Origin of the sequence: Streptomyces sp. NBC_00236, from assembly GCF_036195045.1 — a bacterium.
Lineage (GTDB): Bacteria > Actinomycetota > Actinomycetes > Streptomycetales > Streptomycetaceae > Streptomyces.
Genome location: NZ_CP108100.1, coordinates 4,698,438 through 4,715,639 on the forward strand (window position 1 = coordinate 4,698,438; position 17,202 = coordinate 4,715,639).

Genomic DNA, 17,202 nt, shown 5'->3' on the forward strand with positions numbered 1-17,202 from the left:
CGCTACGCCGGGAAGCGGCGGCCCACCAGGCGCCAGGCGTACTCCAGGGCGACCGAGGCCACCACGGCGATGCCCACCGCCGTCCACGGCATCGTCGTGCCCACCAGCTTCAGGGCGAAGAAGTCCTGGAGCCACGGCACCACGAGCACGATCAGGAACGCCAGGCCCATCGCCGCCACCAGACAGATCCGCCACCAGGTGTAGGGGCGCGCGATGATCGCCAGGACCCACATCGAGACCAGGAACAGCGTGAGCGTGGCGGCGCTCGTCTCCGCGTCCAGCGCGCCCGTACCGGAGTAGTGGTTCCGGGCGATCAGGTACATCGTGAAGGTGGCGGCGGCCGCGATGGTGCCCGACGGGATCGCGTACCGCATGACGCGGCGCACGAAGTGCGGATGGGCCCGTTCCTTGTTCGGCGCCAGGGCCAGGAAGAACGCCGGGACGCCGATCGTCAGCGTCGACAGCAGGGTCAGATGGCGGGGCAGGAACGGGTACTCGACCTGGAAGCAGACGACCAGGACGGCCAGCAGAACCGAGTAGACGGTCTTCGTGAGGAACAGCGTGGCGACCCGGGTGATGTTGCCGATGACCCGGCGGCCCTCGGCGACGACGGAGGGCAGCGTCGCGAAGCTGTTGTTCAGGAGCACGATCTGGGCGACCGCCCGGGTCGCCTCCGAGCCCGAGCCCATCGAGACGCCGATGTCGGCGTCCTTGAGGGCGAGGACGTCGTTGACGCCGTCGCCGGTCATCGCGACGGTGTGGCCGCGGGACTGGAGGGCGGCGACCATGTCCCGCTTCTGCTGCGGGGTGACGCGGCCGAAGACCGTGTTCTCCTCCATGGCGGTGGCCATCGCGTCGGGGTCGGTCGGCAGTTTGCGTGCGTCCATGGTGTGCTCGGCGCCCGGCAGCCCGAGCTTCGCGGCGACGGCGCCGACCGAGACGGCGTTGTCCCCGGAGATCACCTTCGTGGCGACCCGCTGGTCGGCGAAGTAGGCGAGGGTCTCCCCGGCGTCGGGCCGCAGCCGCTGTTCCAGGACGACCAGCGCGCTCGGCACGGCCCCGTCGGCGCTGTCCGGGGCGTCGAGTTCGCCCCGCGCGCGGGCGAGCAGCAGGACCCGCAGGCCCTGCTCGTTGAGCTGCTCGATCTCGGTGAGGGCCGGGTCCGCCTCCGGGAGCAGCACGTCCGGGGCGCCGAGCAGCCAGGACGACTCACGCCCCTCGCCCTCGTCGAACGCGGCGCCGCTGTACTTGCGGGCCGAGGAGAACGGCAGCGCCTGGGTGACGGTCCAGGCCTGGCCCTCGGGGACCGGGTAGGTGTCGATGATGGCCTGGAGGCTGGCGTTGGGCCGCGGGTCGGAGGCACCGAAGGCCCCGAGGACGCGGCGCAGGTACGGCTCGTCCGTCCCGTTCAGCGCGCGGACTTCGCTGACGTCCATGCCGCCCTCGGTGAGGGTGCCGGTCTTGTCCAGGCAGACGACGTCGACCCGGGCCAGCCCTTCGATGGCGGGGAGCTCCTGGACCAGGCACTGCTTGCGCCCCAGCCGTACGACACCGATCGCGAAGGCGACCGAGGTGAGCAGGACCAGACCCTCGGGGATCATCGGGACGATGCCGCCGACGGTCCGGGCGACCGACTCCTTGAAGTTGTTGTCCTTGACGACGAGCTGGCTGATGATCAGGCCGATCGCGGTCGGGATCATCATCCAGGTGACGTACTTGAGGATGGTGGAGATGCCGCTGCGCAGCTCCGACTGGACGAGCGTGAAGCGGGAGGCCTCCTCGGCGAGCTGCGCGGCGTAGGCCTCGCGGCCGACCTTCGTCGCGGTGAAGGCGCCGCCGCCGGCGACGACGAAGCTGCCGGACATGACGGGGTCCCCGGTCCGTTTCAGCACCGGGTCGGCTTCGCCGGTGAGCAGGGACTCGTCGATCTCCAGGCTGTCGGCCTCGGTGACCGTGCCGTCCACGATGACCTTGTCGCCGGGGCCCAGCTCGACGAGGTCGCCGAGGACGATCTCGGAGACGGAGACCTCGGCCGCCACCCCGTCCCGCCGCACCGTGGGTTTCGCCTCGCCGATGACCGCGAGGCTGTCCAGGGTCTTCTTGGCCCGCCACTCCTGCACGATGCCGATGCCGGTGTTGGCGATGATCACGAAGCCGAAGAGGCTGTCCTGGATCGGCGCGACGAACAGCATGATCACCCAGAGCACGCCGATGATCAGGTTGAACCGGGTGAGGACGTTGGCGCGGACGATCTCGGTCACGGACCGGGACGAGCGCACCGGTACGTCGTTGACCTCGCCGCGGGCGATCCGCTCGGCGACCTCGGCCGCGGTCAGTCCGCGGGCGGCGGCGGCCGGGGCGGGCGGGTCCACCGGGTGGACCGGGTCGAGTTCGGAACCGGCGTCGATCTTCACCGGCCGGCCGGTGCCGGGGGGTCCGGAGGAACCTGTCGGCTGTTCCCCGGAGGGATCGATTGCCCGCTGAGTCATGGTTCCGACGGTACGGGCGGATCGTGCGGTTCACCCACCGAGCAGCCGGAAGATCAGACCGGGGGAGGAGGGGAATGGTCCCGTGGTCGTACGGGAGCGGTGGAGGCGGTCCGGTTCAGGCGGTGGCGGGCGGGGTGTCGCCGGAACCGTCCTGCGGTGCGGCGGCCGCGGCGGCCCGCTTGAGTGCCGCGTCGCGGCCCCGTACGTACCAGATGCCGATCAGTCCGAGGCCGGCACCGGCCAGACAGGTCCACACCCACCACAGGTGTCCGTGGTCGTCGAACCAGCCGTAGAACGGGAGCTGGACCAGGAAGAGGACGAACCAGAGGATCGTGCCGCCGGTGATGGTCGCGACGACCGGGCCCTCCAGGGGCTCGGGTGCCTCGTGCTTCGCTGTCCACTTCGCCATGCGGCCAGTGTATGCGCGGCGTACGCAAAGCTGGTCAGGCCAGTCGACGCAAGGGTCTACGCGCGGAGATAGCGATCTTTGCCTTATGTATTCATACTGAATCTGCTTACGGCTGTCTCGAATTATTCGTGTGAACGTCCAAAGCTGACCAGATTTAACCCCCCTCTACGCACGACTGAGGTCATACATGTCCCCCTCGGCCACCGCTCCGGTCGACCCCACTCCGCCTCCTTCACCCCGGACCACCGGTGGCCTGGACGGTTTCTTCAAGATCTCCGAGCGGGGGTCGTCGGTCGCGCGTGAGATCCGCGGTGGCTTCGCCACGTTCTTCGCGATGGCGTACATCATCGTGCTGAACCCGATCATTCTCGGCAGCGCGAAGGACATGTACGGCCACCAGCTGGACAGCGGTCAGCTGGTCACCGCGACGGTGCTGACCGCGGCGTTCTCCACGCTGCTCATGGGTGTCATCGGCAACGTGCCGATCGCGCTGGCCGCGGGCCTCGGTGTCAACACGGTCGTCGCCCTCCAGCTCGCCCCCCGGATGAGCTGGCCCGACGCGATGGGCATGGTCGTCCTCGCGGGCATCGTGGTCATGCTGCTCGTCGCGACCGGTCTGCGGGAACGCGTGATGAACGCGGTACCGACCTCGCTCCGCAAGGGCATCGCGATCGGCATCGGCCTCTTCATCCTGCTGATCGGCCTCGTCGACTCGGGCTTCGTCTCCCGCATCCCGGACCTCGCGCACACCACGGTCCCGCTCCAGCTGGGCAACGACGGTCACCTCAACGGCTGGCCGGTCCTGGTCTTCGTCCTCGGCGCGCTGCTCACCCTCGCGCTGATCGTCCGCAAGGTGCCGGGCGCGATCCTGATCTCCATCGTGGCGATGACGGTCGTCGCGCTGATCATCGACGCGGTCGCCGACCTGCCGGGCGAGGCCTGGGGCCTGACCGTGCCCGAGTGGCCGGGCAACCCGGTCGCCTCGCCCGACTTCGGGCTGATCGGCGATGTCAGCCTGTTCGGCGGCTTCGACAAGGTCGGTGTCCTCACCGGCATCCTGTTCGTGTTCACCGTGCTGCTGTCCTGCTTCTTCGACGCGATGGGCACCATTCTCGGCGTCGGCGACGAGGCCAGGCTGACCGACAAGGACGGCAACTTCCCGGGTATCAACAAGGTGCTGTTCGTCGACGGCATCGCGGTCGCCGCGGGCGGCGCGAGCTCCGCATCGGCGGGCACCTGCTTCGTGGAGTCCACGGCGGGCGTCGGCGAGGGGGCCCGCACCGGCTTCGCGAGCATCGTCACGGGTCTGCTGTTCACGGCGTCGCTGTTCCTCACACCGCTGGCGACCATGGTCCCCTCGCAGGCGGCCACTCCGGCCCTGCTGGCGGTGGGTTTCCTGATCATCGCCGGCTCGGTGCGGGACATCGACTGGAGCGACTACACGCTCGCCGTCCCGGCCTTCCTGGCCATGGTCATGATGCCGTTCACGTACTCGATCACCAATGGCATCGGGATCGGCTTCATCACGTTCTGCGTGCTGCGGCTGGCCGTCGGGCGGGGGCGCGAGGTGCCGGTGGCCATGTATGCGGTGTCGGCGGTCTTCGTCTTCTACTACGCGATGCCGGCGCTCGGCCTCACGTGATCACCCGGAGGGGTAGGGGCGTGGGCCCACGGCCCGGAGGTCTCCGTCAGGTGACCTCCTCGGCCGCGACCCCCTCCGCTCCGTAGAACTTCTCCGTCTCGTCGACGGCCGCCTGGAAGCGCTCGTCGAAATCGTCGCGAATGAGCGTCCGGACCACATAGTCCTGGACGCTCATTCCGCGTTTGGCGGCGTGCTGCTTGAGCCGGTCGAGCAGCTCACCGTCTATCCGCAGGCTGAGCACTGTCGATCCCATGGCATGCAGGGTTACGTCCCGCGAGCCCGATCCGCGTGACTTTCCGGAATCGACTCACTCGTTTGGGTGATCGATTGGTGATCTGGGCCTCGCGCGTGTACCACCGAGTGGTCTTTAGGGTAGGTAATGAGTTACGCTAACAAACATGCCTGACCTGATCCACGACAGCGACAGTGCCGCCGCCGTGAGCTCCCTTCGTTCCGCCGTCATGCTGCTCGGCCGGCGCCTCAAGCACCAGCGCGTCGACGAGTCGCTGAGCCCCACCGAGATGTCGGTGCTCGGCACACTCGCGCGTTGCGGTTCGGCCACCCCCGGTGAGCTGGCCCGCAAGGAGCATGTGCAGCCGCCGTCGATGACCCGCATCGTCGCGCTGCTGGAAGCCAAGGGACTGGTCAGACTGGAACCGCACCCCGATGACCGTCGTCAGAAGATGGTCAGCCAGACCGAGCAGGCCGAGGCCATGCTCGCCGAGAGCCGCTCCAAGCGGAACGCCTGGCTGACCACCCTCGCCGAAGGCCTGGACGAGGACGAGTGGGAGACGCTGCGCAACGCGGCGCCCGTGCTGGAGAAGCTCGCCCACCTGTAGCGGAGCGGGCCGCGCCGGACGGACCCGGCGCACCGCCCCCCGCCGCATCCCCGTCAGTCAGCGCAATGTCCACGCCCGAGGAGGCGAACCCTTTTGAGTACGGGATCCGGAGCAGACTCCGCCCCCGCACCGACTTCCACCCACGAGAGCAAGCCCGGCGGGACCTTCTCGTCGCTGAAGATCCGCAACTACCGCCTGTTCGCAACCGGCGCCGTGATCTCCAACACCGGTACCTGGATGTCCCGCATCACGCAGGACTGGCTCGTCCTGAGCCTCACCGGGTCCGCCACCGCCGTCGGCATCACCACGGCGCTCCAGTTCCTCCCCATGCTGCTCTTCGGCCTGTACGGCGGCGTCATCGCCGACCGGCTCCCGAAGCGCAAGCTCCTTCTCATCAGCCAGGCGGCACTCGGCCTGTGCGGGATCGCGCTCGCCGTCCTCACGCTCTCCGGTGTGGTCGAGGTGTGGCACGTCTACCTGATCGCCTTCCTGCTCGGCATGGTCACGGTCGTGGACAACCCGGCCCGCCAGGCGTTCGTCTCCGAGATGGTCGGCCCCGCCCAGCTGCGGAACGCCGTCAGCCTGAACTCGGCGAACTTCCAGTCCGCCCGGCTCATCGGTCCCGCCGTCGCGGGTGTGCTGATCACCTCGGTCGGCAGCGGCTGGGCCTTCATGTTCAACGGCCTGTCGTTCCTCGCACCGCTCGTCGGCCTGCTGATGATGCGTACGAGTGAACTGCACAAGGCCGTCGTCGTCCCCCGCGCCAAGGGGCAGCTCCGCGAAGGGCTGCGGTACGTCTCCGGGCGTCCCGAGCTGATCTGGCCGATCGTCCTCGTCGGCTTCGTCGGCACGTTCGGCTTCAACTTCCCGATCTGGCTGACGGCCTTCGCGGACGAGATCTTCCACGGCGGCGCCGGGATGTACTCGTTCTTCAACATCCTGATGGCGGCCGGCTCCCTCGCCGGCGCACTCCTCGCCGCCCGTCGCCGCTCCTCGCGGCTGCGGATGCTGGTGGCCGCCGGCACGGTCTTCGGCGTGCTGGAGATCATCGCCTCCATGGCGCCGTCCGTCTGGCTCTTCGCGGCCCTGCTCGTCCCGATCGGCATGATCGGCCTGACGACCAACATCAGCGCGAACACCAGCGTGCAGATGGCCTCCGACCCGGCCATGCGCGGCCGGGTCATGAGCCTGTACATGATGGTCTTCGCCGGTGGTACGCCGGTGGGCGCCCCGATCGTCGGCTGGATCAGCGACACGTACGGCGTCCGCACCGGCATGGCGGTCGGCGGGGCGTTCTCCCTGGTGGCCGCGCTCGGCGTCGGCTTCATGCTGGCCCGCGTCGGCGGCCTGCGCCTCAAGGTCGACCTGCGCCCGGGCCGCCCGCACGTGCGGTTCGTCCCGCGCGAGCAGCTGGCTACGGCGGCCTGAGAGCCGCCGCAACGGACGCGATACGGCCCCGCCCGGGAATCGGGCGGGGCCGTACGCGTGGGGCGGCGCGCCGGGGGCTGCCAGACTCGCCGCATGAGACTCTTCGCCGCCGTCCTGCCGCCGGCCCCCGCGGTCGAGGAGCTGCGCCGTGCCGTGGTCCCTCTGCGCTCCCTGCCGGGCGCCGACACCCTGCGCTGGACCGGGACCCCGGGCTGGCACTTCACGCTGGCCTTCCTCGGGGAGGTCGACGAGGAGCTGCTGCCGGATCTGTACAGCCGGCTGGAGCGGGCCGCGCACCGGACCGAGGCGTTCGGGATGCGTGTCCACGGCAGCGGCCGGTTCGACGGGCGGGCGCTGTGGGCGGGGGCCGCGGGCGCGCTCGACACCCTGCGGCTGCTGGCCGAGCGTGCCCACGCCGCCGCGCGCAGGGCCGGGGTGCCGATGGAGGAGCACCGCCGCTACACCCCGCACCTGACCCTGGCCCGCAGCCGTGTCCCGGCGGACCTGACCCCGTTCGCCGCCGCCCTGGAGGGCTTCGAGGGCCTGCACTGGGAGGTGGGTGAGCTGAGTCTCGTACGCAGCCGTCTGCCGGTGGACGGGGTGCCGGGGGAGCAGCCCAGGTACGAGGTCGTGCGGGCCTGGCCGCTGGGGCGCTGAGCCGGGCGGTTACGCTCGACGGGTGGACCCGAAGACCAGAAACCGCATCATGGCCGCCGTGCTCGTGCTGATGTTCGCCGTCGTCGCCGTGGCGGCCGCGGTCGGCTGATGACGGCCACGGCTCTCAGCTGAACCCCAGCGTCGTCTCCTTCGCGAACGCCTCGGGGTTGTCGAGCATGATGTTGTGCCCGCAGTCCGGGACCGCGACCACGCGCACCCCACCCGCCGTGAGTGTGTCCTCGCCGGGCAGCGGGCCGTCGCTCTCCGGGCGCAGGTACGTCACCGGGATCGGCAGCTCCAGCAGGAGTGCCCGCATCGTCGGTGTCGTCCCGCGCGCCAGGTGGACCGCGCTGCGGTGCAGGGCCTCGGGCCCGGCGAGCCGCATGGTCGACCACCAGTGCGCGCCCACCCGCTCGCGGACCTCGTCCCGGCCGTGGCCCAGGAACTCCTCCTCCGTGTACGCGGCGATGCCGCTGCTGTCCGCCGGTGGCACCGTCGACGGGGCGACCGGGTCGAGATTCGCGTCCACGAGCACCAGCCGTGCCACCAGGTGCGGGTGGCGGGCCGCGAGGACGATCGCCACCGCGCCGCCCATGCTGTGCGCGACGACCTCCGCGTCCCGGACCCCGGCCTGCTGCAGCGCGGCCGCGACGGCGTCCGCGTGGTCCTCCAGCGTGTAGCCGAAGTCCGTGGGCCGGTCGCTGATGCCGAAGCCGAGCAGATCCATCAGCAGGGCGCGGCCGCCGGCGAGCAGCGGGTGGGTGGCACTCGCCGTGAAGTAGGGCCCGCTGGAGGCGCCGAGTCCGTGGAGATAGAGCCGGGCCGGTTCGGCGGCGTCGCGGCCCGCGATCTCCACCCACCGGATGCGCGCGCCGCCGGCCGTCACCTGTGCGTCCTGCATGTCTCCTCCTCGGATCCCGCTGCCTCGCCTGAGCATCGCTGGGACTATACATCGGCGTCGAGGTATAACGGGATGGGGGAAGATACGGGAATGCTGGAACTGGCCATCCTGGGATTTCTGTACGAGCAGCCGCTGCACGGGTACGAACTGAAGCGGCGGGTCGCCCACCTCACCGGCCATGTGCGCCCGATCGCCGACGGCACCCTCTACCCGGCGATCAAACGGCTGGAGCGCGCCGGCCTGCTCGGCCGCCGCACCGAACCCGGCAGCAGGGCCGCCCCCCGGCACACGCTCACCCTCACCGACGAGGGCCGCGACGAGCTGCTCCGCCGGCTGCGCGAGGCCGGTGAGCTGGACATCAGCGACGAGAACCGCTGGTTCACCGTCCTCGCCTTCCTGCGCCACCTCACGGACCCGGCCGAGCAGGCCGCCGTACTCCGCAGGCGGCTGACGTTCCTGGAGGAGCCCAGCAGCTTCTTCTACGAGGGGGAGCGGCCGCTCGGCGCCGAGGCGTTCGACGACCCCTTCCGCCGGGGTCTGCTGAGGATCGCCCGCGCGACCAGTGAGGCGGAACTGGGCTGGCTGGCCGGGACCCTGGCCGGACTGGAGGAATGACTCCCCGCCCGGATGTGGACGGGTGCTTGCTTCGAGCGGACTCGAAGGCGTTGGCTTGGGCCTCATGAAGTACACACATCTGGGACGCACGGGACTCGAAGTCAGCCGCCTCGTACTGGGCACCATGAACTTCGGTCCGCAGACCAATGAGTCCGACAGCCACACCATCATGGACGCCGCACTCGACGCGGGCGTCAACTTCTTCGACACCGCGAACGTCTATGGCTGGGGCGAGAACAAGGGCCGCACCGAGGAGATCCTCGGCACCTGGTTCGCCCAGGGCGGCGAGCGCCGGGACAAGGTGGTCCTGGCGACGAAGGTGTACGGGAACATGGCCGCCGAAGGCGACGCCTGGCCCAACCACCACAAGCTCTCCGCGCTGAACATCCGGCGTGCCGTCGACGCCAGCCTCAAGCGGCTCCAGACGGACCACATCGACCTGTACCAGTTCCACCACATCGACCGGGACACCCCGGTCGACGAGATCTGGCAGGCCGTCGACGTCCTGATCCAGCAGGGCAAGATCCTTTACGCGGGCTCGTCCAACTTCGCCGGATGGAAGATCGCGCAGACCAACGAGACGGCGCAGCGCCGGGGTTCGTTCGGTCTGGTCAGTGAGCAGTGCCTCTACAACCTCGCGGAGCGCCGCGCGGAGATGGAGGTCATCCCGGCCGCGCAGGAGTACGGCCTCGGCGTCATCCCGTGGTCGCCGCTGCACGGCGGACTGCTCGGCGGCGCGATCCGCAAGGAGAGCACGGGCGGCTCCTCCCGCTCGGCGTCCGGCCGGGCCGCCGACACGCTCGCCGACCCCAAGGCGCGGGCGCAGATCCAGGCGTACGAGGACCTGCTCGACAAGCACGGCTTGGAGCCGGGCGAGGTGGGCCTGGCCTGGCTGCTGACCCGGCCCGGTGTCACGGGCCCGATCAGCGGTCCGCGCACCCTGGAGCAGCTGGAGTCCGCGGTGCGCGCGGTCGACCTGGAGCTCTCGGACGAGCTGCTCGCCGGCCTCGACGAGATCTTCCCGGGCCCGGGCCCGTCGCCGGAGGCCTTCGCCTGGTAGGGCCTTTCGTCCGGATCAGGCCGGGGCAGGGGCCGGGGCAGGGGCCCGCGAGCCCCCTGGACCCGGCCGGCCGGGCGGCCCGGGGTGCTGTGCGCACTCAGGCCGCCCGGCCGCTCCGGTGCGCGGACGGGGCCACGATCCGGCCCAGCAAGGCGGCGGTGACGAGCCATACGCCGCAGGCGACCGGCACCGCGCCGACGGTTTCGAGCGGGGAGCGGTAGGCGAGCACCGCCCAGGCGCCGACGCCGTTGATCCAGCCGCTCATGGAGAGGATCAGCGCCGCGCGCGGGGACAGGCGCAGGCGGGTGATGAGCTGGTCCGCGATCAGTACTCCCACCGTCAGCGCGGCGACGCAGGCCGCGAACGCGATCACGAGGTAGCGCCAGGAGAGTTCGTCCGTGACCGAGTTGTCGATGGCCGCACCGCCCACGCCGAGGGGGACGGCGAGCAGGAGCGCGGAGACGAGCCGGCTGAAGAGCGACTTCTCCTGCGGGTCGAACATGTTGGTGAACCCCTGGGCTCCCGCCATGCCCAGCAGACAGCCGAGTACGGCGCCGGCGAGCACCCCCTTCGCACCGGCCGGGGAGCAGAACGCCACCAGGAGCGCCGTGACCAGCGCCGAACCTCCGCCGGCGAGCCAGGTGGCCGCGACGGTCCGGGTGGAGACCACTCCGTCGCGCGACGCCCGCCCGGCGATGCGCAGCCGCTGGGACGTGGCCGGGGGCTGCGGGCCGCCCGGGAGCGGGAACGGGTAGGCCGGCATCGACGGCTGGAAGGGGAGAGTGGGCGGAACCGGCGGATGCGGGACCGGAGCGGCGGGGGCGGACTCGGCCGGGGCCGCGGAGTGGGGGACCGAGCCCAGGACGGTGGGGGCACGCTCCGGCAGGGCGGGGGCGGCCGGAGCCGGCCCGGAAGTGATCGCGGCCCGCAGGAGAGCAGCCGTCTCCGCCGCGTCCTCGGGCCGCTCGCCCGGCTCCTTGGCGAGTAATCGCAGCACGATCGCGTCGAGTTCACCGAACCCGGCGAGGTCCGCGCGCCGTGCGCTCGGCGGCTCGGGGACGTCGCCGAGATGCTGCGCCAGGACGGCCGTACCGGCTCCGGTGAACGGCGGTCCGCCGGTGAGCAGCGTGTGGAGCAGGCAGCCGAGGGAGTACAGGTCGCTGCGGCTGTCCAGGACGTCGGGCGCCCGTATCTGCTCCGGCGACATGTACAGCGGGGTGCCGATGACGAAGCCGGCGGCGGTCAGGTCGGTGCGGGTCATCGCGGCGGCCGTCGACAGCATGCGCGCGATCCCGAAGTCGAGGATCTTGATGGTGCCGTCCGCGGTGAGCAGGACGTTGGCCGGTTTGATGTCCCGGTGCACGACGCCTGCCCGGTGGGCCGTCTCCAGCCCCGCACAGATCTCGACGCCCCAGCCCATCACCTCGGCGGGGGAGGGGAGTTCGGGTTTCCTGCTCTCCAGTACGGCCCCGAGGTCCCGTCCCTGGAGGTGTTCCATGACCAGGTACAGCACGCGTTCCCCGGCCACCTGGGCCTCGCCGAAGTCGTGCAGGGTGACGATGTGCGGGCTCGACAGCCCGCCGACGACCCGGGCCTCACGGGCGAAGCGGGTGGCCGAGGTGTCCTCGTCGATGCGGGAGAGGACCTTGACCGCGACCTTTCGCCCGATGCGTTCGTCCTCGGCCACCCAGACCCGGCCCATTCCTCCGGAACCCACCGGTTCCGTCAGCCGGTACCGTCCGTCGAGCACTTCACCACGCATGCGTCGCCCCCCGCTCATCCGGCCCTGCCTGCCCCGTACATGATGGCCCGACAGATGGTGCGGGGCCCAGCACATCCCGGTACCGGCTGCCGGCTTCAGCGGTTCCGTGGCCCGCCGAACCCGTCCAGCGCCGCCAGGACCGCCCGGGTCGTCGCCGCCCCGCCCAGGTGCCCCGCGTCCGCGATCACCGTCAGTTCCGCGTCCGGCCACGCCTTGGCCAGCTCCCACGCGGTGGTCAGCGGGCCGCCCATGTCGAGGCGCCCGTGCACCAGCGCGCCCGGGATGCCCGCCAGCCGGCCCGCGTCCCGGATCAGTTGGCCCTCCTCCAGCCAGGCGCCGCGGGAGAAGTAGCGCGCGCAGATCCGCACCATGGCCCGCTGCGCCCGGTCGGGGCGGCCGCTGAACGGGGGCGGGCCGGTGTACGTCTCCAGGGAGAGCACCGCGTCCTCCCAGGCGCACCAGTCGGCGGTGGCCCGGGCCCGTACCTCCGGATCGGGGCTCTCCGTCCGCCGGGCGTACGCGGCGAGGACGTCCGGGGTCGCGTCGCTCGCGGCCTCCGGCACGCCGGCCCGGAAGACGTCCCACGCGTCGGGGAAGAACTGGCTCGCCCCGCGGTACAGCCAGTCGATCTCGGAGCGGCGGGACGTGGTGACCGAGTCGATCACCATCTCGCTGACCCGCTCCGGGTGCCGCTCGGCGTACGCCAGGGCCAGCGTCGAGCCCCAGGACCAGCCGAACAGCAGCCACGCGTCGATGCCCAGGTGGACGCGCAGGCGCTCCATGTCGGCGATCAGGTGGTCCGTCGTGTTGTGCCGCAGGTCGGCGGCCGGGTCGCTCGCGTGCGGGGTGGAGCGGCCGCAGTTGCGCTGGTCGAAGAGGACGACGCGGTAGCGGTCCGGGTCGAAGTACCGGCGCGGCCATTCCGCGCAGCCGGAACCTGGGCCCCCGTGCACGACCAGGGCGGGCTTGCCGGCCGGGTTTCCGCACGCCTCCCAGTACACGAGGTCGCCGTCGCCCACATCGAGCATGCCGTGCTCGTACGGTTCGATGGGCGGGTACTTGTCGTCGGGGTGACGGTCCATGTGCCGGCCCTCCATGTCTCCTGTCCGCGACGGGGACGCGGAAGCGCACCACCCTACGGCGTAGCCTGGGAGCCGTGAACGCCACTCCCGAGGTACTGACCGTGCTCAGCGGCCTGCTCGCCGCAGCAGCTCCCGGCGACCGCGGAGCACTCTGGCAACTCGACCGGCAGGGACGGGAGCTGGACGCCAACCTGATCCGTCTTCCGGCGGGCGGCGAGGTGGGGGTGCATCAGGAGGACGTCCTGGACGTTCTTCTCGTGGTCGTCGACGGCGGCGGCCGCCTCACCCCGGGCGACGGCGGCGAACCCCTCGTTCTCGGCCCCACCACGGTCATGTGGCTCCCGCGCACCTCGCGCCGCTCCCTGACCGCAGGTCCGGACGGCCTGGCCTACCTCACGGTGCACCGCCGCCGCCCGGGCCTCGCGATCAAGAGCGCCCCGGCTTCCGCGGTGTCGTCCGAGGGAGGCGAGGCGCCCTGTTCCCTGGACCGGGTGTGTCCCGAGTGCGGGCGCATGTCGCAGGAGTCCGCACCGAAGTACTGCGCCGAGTGCGGGGAACGTTTCCCGGGCCGCTGACCCGGCGGCTCGCGTCAGTGCCGCGGCCGGCGGCGCCGTCCCAGGATCCAGATACCGGCGGCGACGAGAAGAAGGCTGCCGCTCGCCGCGAAGAGGGTCGTGGACGCACCGGTGTCGGCGAGCCCGCCGCCGGGCTTGTGGTGGTGGCCGCCCTGGTCCGGCGGGGGCGGGGTCGGGCGGCCGTGCGTCGGTGTCGGCTCGGTCGGTGTCGGTGTCGGTGTCGGCTCGGTCGGGGTGGGGGTCGGCTCGGTGGGTGTGGGCGTGGGCTCCGTGGGTGTGGGCGTGGGCTCCGTGGGAGTCGGCGTCGGGTCGGTCGCCGTCGGGGAGGGGGACTCGTCCCCGACGCAGTCGATCTCGGCGGCGAACGGGAACTGGTGGATCTCGCCCGCGTCGACGGACGAGGCGCCACCCGCCGTCAGGGGGCCGGCCGTCAGTTCCCGTACCACGATCGTGCCCTCGATGTTGGACGCGTCGAGGTCCGTGAGGTGGGCCCGGGGTGCGAAGAAGGTGCCTTCCAGGGAGTCGCCGTCCGCCATCGTGATGTCGGTGGCGTCGGGGAAGTTCCACAGCATGTACGGGGCCTGTTCGCCGGACGTCCCGGCTAGGTTCGGCATGTGCCAGACGTACGTACCGTTCGTGCCTGTCGTGTCGACGTCGACGACGAACGGTGTCGTCGCCGTCGGGGGTGTGTCGAAGGCGATCTCGGAGAGGTTGTTCAACTGCTCCCCGGTCAGCCGGAGGACGTTCGTCTCCCCCTCGGTGAGGGTGACGTGCGCGCTGGTGCCCGCCGGGAAGCCGGTCTGGTCGGGCAGCGGGTTTCCGGCGGCATCGCGCAGGATGACGTTCGTGTCGCAGGTGTCGATCGCGTCGGAGCGGTCGCGGTAGGCCGAGAAGAGCGTGTCGAGGTCCGGCAGCCCTGTGGTGTCGGTGACCGACTCGACGGGCTGGCGGACGGTCGTCTCGATCCGCGGTGTGGAGTTGTGCGCGGCACCGGCCGCGACGACCTGGGTGTTGACCTCGGCGTTGTTGGCGTCCGTGTTGAGGACGGACGACCCGGTTCCGTCGCCGATCTTCACGTAGCCGTCGCTGAGGACCTTCAGCACTCCCTGCGGGGAACTGCTCGCGTGATCGGCCCTGCCACCCACGAGCAGGGCCGTCGGGTTGGCGTCACCGGGTGCGGTGAAGGTGCCGGGGGTGTGCAGCGCGACGTTGTACCCGGGGCCGTACGTGAGGTTCCCGCCGATGGCCACCGAGCCCTCGGTCTCCGTGCTGCCCAGGGTGGCGTCGTCCTGGACGAGTACGCCGAAGCCGTTGTCCCCGGCCAGCGGATTGCCCGAGTAGTCGGCCGCGGCGGGGGCGGCGGAGGTCAGGCACAGGGCGCAGACCGTGGTGACGGCGGCTGTGGTGGCGGCTGCGGCAGCGGCGAGCTTGGTGCGTTTCATGCCGGGGACCGTAGGTGTGATGGTCCGACCGTACGGAACGACGAGGCCGCAGGGTCACTCGCACGGGCGCCGCACTCCCACGACTGGCGGCCGGTCCGGGCCCCCTGGCCAGGTGCGGACCGTCGGGGTTCAGGACGGGGCGATGTCGGACCAGAGCTGGGAGCTGTCCTGGGCGTCGCAGGTGACCGTGGTGAGGGCGCTGTAGGGGGTCACGCCCAGGCACGCGCCCAGGCGGACGTTGGTGAAGGTGCGGCCCTTGCCGGACGTGGCGCCGATCTTCCACGTCTGGTTCGAGGAGCCGGTGCAGTCCTTGAACGCGTACCCCTGGAACTGCTGGGGCTCCAGGCACTTCCCGGTCCCCTGGTTCATGAGCCTGAAGGTGCCGCCCGAACCCGACGTGTACGTCCACGCGAAGTTCATCGTGGTCCCGTTGCCCGACGTGCCGCCGCACGTCGTGGTCGTCACGCTCGCGCTGCCCGAGAACCGGTTGACGGACGCGGCCAGGCACCGCCCGCTGCCCGCGTTCTCGATCCAGTGCGTTCCCGTGGGCGCGGGTTTCGCGGGGGTCTGCGCGCCCCCGTCCGAGCCGCCTGCCCCGGCGCCCGTCCCGCCGCCCGTCCCCGCCGGAGCGGTGGCGCCGCCCGTACCGCCGCTCCCGGCCGCGCCCTCGCCGGCGGCTCCACCCGCTGCACCCGCAGCGCCGCCGCCCTCCGCCTCCTCGGCGGCCGGGGCGCTCGGCGCCTTCTTGGAACCCGAGGGCTCGGCCGACGGCTTCGCGGACTTCGTCGCCCCGCCGCCCGCCGCCGACGCGGACGGGGTGCCGGGGGTCTGCGGGCCCGATGCCCCGGGGCGCGCGTCCGCGTCAGGGATGTCGAAGGGGGCGAGCCTGAACGTGAGGGTGCCGCCGGCCACCACGACGACGGGCAGTGCGATCAGCAGCACCCGCCGGCGACGGGAGCGCCGCTCGGGTGGCGCGCCGGCCGGTTTCCCGTCCGGTCCGGTGCCGGGCTTCACGATCTGCACGGGGGAGGGCTCGGGGTCCGTGCCGGCGCCCGCCGTGCTCCCTGCGTCACCGGGGGAGCCGGGCGCATCGGCCTCGGGCGGGGGCGGCTTCGCGGCGAATGCCTCGCGCTCGGTGATCCGGTCCGTGACGGCCGGCGGCCACGGCGAGGAGGCCGCGGCGGGGACGTGGTCGGCGGCCTGGGCGAAGAGCTCGTCGGTCGTGGGCCGGTCCGCGGCCTCCTTGGCCAGGCAGGACCGCAGGAGATCGGCCAGCTCGGGATCGTTCTCCGGCAGCCGCCCGAAGTCGGGCGCTTCATGAACGATGCGGTAGAGCAGGTCGAGCCCGGAACCGTCCCCGAAGGGCGGCCGCCCGTTGGCCGCGTACAGCAGCAGGCTGCCGAGCGCGAAGACGTCGGCTGCGCCGGTCAGCTTCTGGTTGGCGATGGCCTGTTCGGGCGCCATGTAGGCGGGGGTGCCGACGACCATGCCGGTCTTGGTGAGCCGGCTCTGGTCGGCGGCCCGTGCCACTCCGAAGTCGATCAGGGTGACGCCGTCGAGCGTCAGCATGACGTTGGACGGTTTGAGGTCGCGGTGCACGATGCCGGTGGCGTGGACCGCGCGCAGCCCGGCCGCGGCGTCGCGCAGCAGCCGCCACAGGGAGTCCGCGGGCAGCGGGTCGTTGTGCAGCCGCATGGCGTCGCTGAGCGTGATGCCGGGGATGTACGCGGTGGCGAACCACGGGGGCCGGTGGGTCCGGTCGCTCGCCAGCAGCCGCGCGCTCGTGCCGTCGGGCAGCTTGCCGAGGTTGTCGAGTTCGTGTCCGAAGTGCCCCAGGAAGGCGGTGTCCTCGGCCAGCGCGGGGAGCACCTGCTTCACGGCGGCGTAATGCCCCGCATCCCGCCCCGCAGGCTTCGATTCCTCCGGCGTGACGCCGAGATAGACCCGGCCCATGCCTCCGGAGCCGAGCACCCCGAGCAGCCGGAACGAGCCGATACGCCGTGGATCCCGCGCCTCCAGCGGCCTGGCTCCGCTGCCGCTCAAACCAGAGTCTTCTTCAGTTCCCCCGTGCATGGCCACAGGTTAGCGGAGGCGTGCCCGGGCCTGATCCAGCCCCCAAACGCGTGTGCGGTAACGCTTTCTGACGCATCGTCCGGCTGCCGACGGGGCCCGGGCCGGGCGCCGCCGCCCCGTGCCGGGCGGTGGCCGGCCACCCCGCTCGGCCACCGCCTGACACGGGGCGGCCGACGCGGCCTGCCGCGCCGCCGGGAACTGTCCGGCCCGGCAGCCCGTCCTCGAAAG

General features: G+C 71.6%; 15 protein-coding genes. 7 read left to right on the plus strand and 8 right to left on the minus strand.

The window, feature by feature from the left end; genetic code table 11:
- Positions 1-2: 2 nt before the first annotated feature.
- Positions 3-2,489: an HAD-IC family P-type ATPase gene (locus tag OG446_RS21290; protein WP_328895541.1), complete on the minus strand. Its 2,487-nt coding sequence runs from the start codon at positions 2,487-2,489 to the stop codon at positions 3-5.
- 115 nt (positions 2,490-2,604) lie between these two features.
- Positions 2,605-2,898 (minus strand): DUF2530 domain-containing protein, encoded by a 294-nt coding sequence (locus tag OG446_RS21295; RefSeq protein ID WP_328895542.1) that lies wholly within the window; start codon positions 2,896-2,898, stop codon positions 2,605-2,607.
- Between the two features lie 187 nt (positions 2,899-3,085).
- Here OG446_RS21295 and OG446_RS21300 point away from each other — a divergent pair, with 187 nt between their 5' ends.
- Entirely contained in the window at positions 3,086-4,540 is a 1,455-nt protein-coding gene (locus tag OG446_RS21300; RefSeq protein WP_328895543.1) for an NCS2 family permease, read from the plus strand.
- 46 nt (positions 4,541-4,586) lie between these two features.
- Here the strand turns inward: OG446_RS21300 and OG446_RS21305 are convergent, their stop codons facing one another.
- Positions 4,587-4,793, minus strand: coding sequence for a ribbon-helix-helix protein, CopG family (locus OG446_RS21305; RefSeq protein ID WP_326737854.1), 207 nt, complete (start codon positions 4,791-4,793; stop codon positions 4,587-4,589).
- Positions 4,794-4,938: 145 nt separating this feature from the next.
- On the opposite strand from OG446_RS21305, the gene OG446_RS21310 reads away from it, so the two are divergent.
- The 3 genes from OG446_RS21310 to thpR all read left to right on the plus strand — a co-directional run bounded on the left by OG446_RS21310 (position 4,939) and on the right by thpR (position 7,464).
- Entirely contained in the window at positions 4,939-5,379 is a 441-nt protein-coding gene (locus OG446_RS21310; protein ID WP_219573152.1) for a MarR family winged helix-turn-helix transcriptional regulator, read from the plus strand.
- 93 nt (positions 5,380-5,472) lie between these two features.
- Positions 5,473-6,807 carry an MFS transporter gene (locus tag OG446_RS21315; protein ID WP_328895544.1) on the plus strand — a complete coding sequence of 445 codons (1,335 nt, stop codon included), beginning with the start codon at positions 5,473-5,475 and terminating at the stop codon, positions 6,805-6,807.
- A gap of 93 nt (positions 6,808-6,900) precedes the next feature.
- Entirely contained in the window at positions 6,901-7,464 is a 564-nt protein-coding gene (gene thpR / locus OG446_RS21320) for an RNA 2',3'-cyclic phosphodiesterase (RefSeq protein ID WP_328895545.1), read from the plus strand.
- Positions 7,465-7,588: 124 nt separating this feature from the next.
- Here the strand turns inward: thpR and OG446_RS21325 are convergent, their stop codons facing one another.
- The gene (locus OG446_RS21325) at positions 7,589-8,365 is read right to left on the minus strand and encodes an alpha/beta fold hydrolase (protein ID WP_328895546.1); all 777 of its coding nucleotides are present in this window, start codon (positions 8,363-8,365) and stop codon (positions 7,589-7,591) included.
- 90 nt (positions 8,366-8,455) lie between these two features.
- Here OG446_RS21325 and OG446_RS21330 point away from each other — a divergent pair, with 90 nt between their 5' ends.
- The gene (locus OG446_RS21330) at positions 8,456-8,980 is read left to right on the plus strand and encodes a PadR family transcriptional regulator (protein WP_328898366.1); all 525 of its coding nucleotides are present in this window, start codon (positions 8,456-8,458) and stop codon (positions 8,978-8,980) included.
- Positions 8,981-9,044: 64 nt separating this feature from the next.
- Complete coding sequence (locus tag OG446_RS21335) at positions 9,045-10,040, plus strand: aldo/keto reductase (RefSeq protein ID WP_328895547.1); 996 nt, start codon at positions 9,045-9,047, stop codon at positions 10,038-10,040.
- A 97-nt stretch (positions 10,041-10,137) separates the two neighbouring features.
- On the opposite strand, the gene OG446_RS21340 is transcribed toward OG446_RS21335, so the two are convergent.
- Entirely contained in the window at positions 10,138-11,802 is a 1,665-nt protein-coding gene (locus tag OG446_RS21340) for a serine/threonine-protein kinase (protein ID WP_328895548.1), read from the minus strand.
- Positions 11,803-11,897: 95 nt separating this feature from the next.
- Positions 11,898-12,884 (minus strand): prolyl aminopeptidase, encoded by a 987-nt coding sequence (gene pip, locus OG446_RS21345; RefSeq protein WP_328895549.1) that lies wholly within the window; start codon positions 12,882-12,884, stop codon positions 11,898-11,900.
- Between the two features lie 74 nt (positions 12,885-12,958).
- Here pip and OG446_RS21350 point away from each other — a divergent pair, with 74 nt between their 5' ends.
- The gene (locus tag OG446_RS21350; protein ID WP_328895550.1) at positions 12,959-13,459 is read left to right on the plus strand and encodes a hypothetical protein; all 501 of its coding nucleotides are present in this window, start codon (positions 12,959-12,961) and stop codon (positions 13,457-13,459) included.
- A gap of 14 nt (positions 13,460-13,473) precedes the next feature.
- Here OG446_RS21350 and OG446_RS21355 read toward each other — a convergent pair whose 3' ends face one another.
- Together OG446_RS21355 and OG446_RS21360 are read right to left on the minus strand one after the other, a co-directional pair.
- On the minus strand, positions 13,474-14,901 hold the full coding sequence (locus tag OG446_RS21355) for a choice-of-anchor A family protein (RefSeq protein WP_328895551.1): 1,428 nt from the start codon (positions 14,899-14,901) through the stop codon (positions 13,474-13,476).
- A gap of 129 nt (positions 14,902-15,030) precedes the next feature.
- Positions 15,031-16,944 (minus strand): protein kinase domain-containing protein, encoded by a 1,914-nt coding sequence (locus tag OG446_RS21360; protein WP_328895552.1) that lies wholly within the window; start codon positions 16,942-16,944, stop codon positions 15,031-15,033.
- Positions 16,945-17,202 lie beyond the last annotated feature (258 nt).

Bases quoted from the DNA above. Each gene is read 5' to 3' on its own strand.
- OG446_RS21330 (WP_328898366.1), top strand. From the start codon at position 8,456: ATGCTGGAACTGGCCATCCTGGGATTTCTGTACGAGCAGCCGCTGCAC.
- OG446_RS21335 (WP_328895547.1), top strand. From the start codon at position 9,045: ATGAAGTACACACATCTGGGACGCACGGGACTCGAAGTCAGCCGCCTC.
- OG446_RS21305 (WP_326737854.1), bottom strand. From the start codon at position 4,793: ATGGGATCGACAGTGCTCAGCCTGCGGATAGACGGTGAGCTGCTCGAC.
- OG446_RS21290 (WP_328895541.1), bottom strand. From the start codon at position 2,489: ATGACTCAGCGGGCAATCGATCCCTCCGGGGAACAGCCGACAGGTTCC.
- OG446_RS21355 (WP_328895551.1), bottom strand. From the start codon at position 14,901: ATGAAACGCACCAAGCTCGCCGCTGCCGCAGCCGCCACCACAGCCGCC.
- OG446_RS21300 (WP_328895543.1), top strand. From the start codon at position 3,086: ATGTCCCCCTCGGCCACCGCTCCGGTCGACCCCACTCCGCCTCCTTCA.
- OG446_RS21310 (WP_219573152.1), top strand. From the start codon at position 4,939: ATGCCTGACCTGATCCACGACAGCGACAGTGCCGCCGCCGTGAGCTCC.
- OG446_RS21340 (WP_328895548.1), bottom strand. From the start codon at position 11,802: ATGCGTGGTGAAGTGCTCGACGGACGGTACCGGCTGACGGAACCGGTG.
- pip (WP_328895549.1), bottom strand. From the start codon at position 12,884: ATGGACCGTCACCCCGACGACAAGTACCCGCCCATCGAACCGTACGAG.
- thpR (WP_328895545.1), top strand. From the start codon at position 6,901: ATGAGACTCTTCGCCGCCGTCCTGCCGCCGGCCCCCGCGGTCGAGGAG.
- OG446_RS21325 (WP_328895546.1), bottom strand. From the start codon at position 8,365: ATGCAGGACGCACAGGTGACGGCCGGCGGCGCGCGCATCCGGTGGGTG.
- OG446_RS21295 (WP_328895542.1), bottom strand. From the start codon at position 2,898: ATGGCGAAGTGGACAGCGAAGCACGAGGCACCCGAGCCCCTGGAGGGC.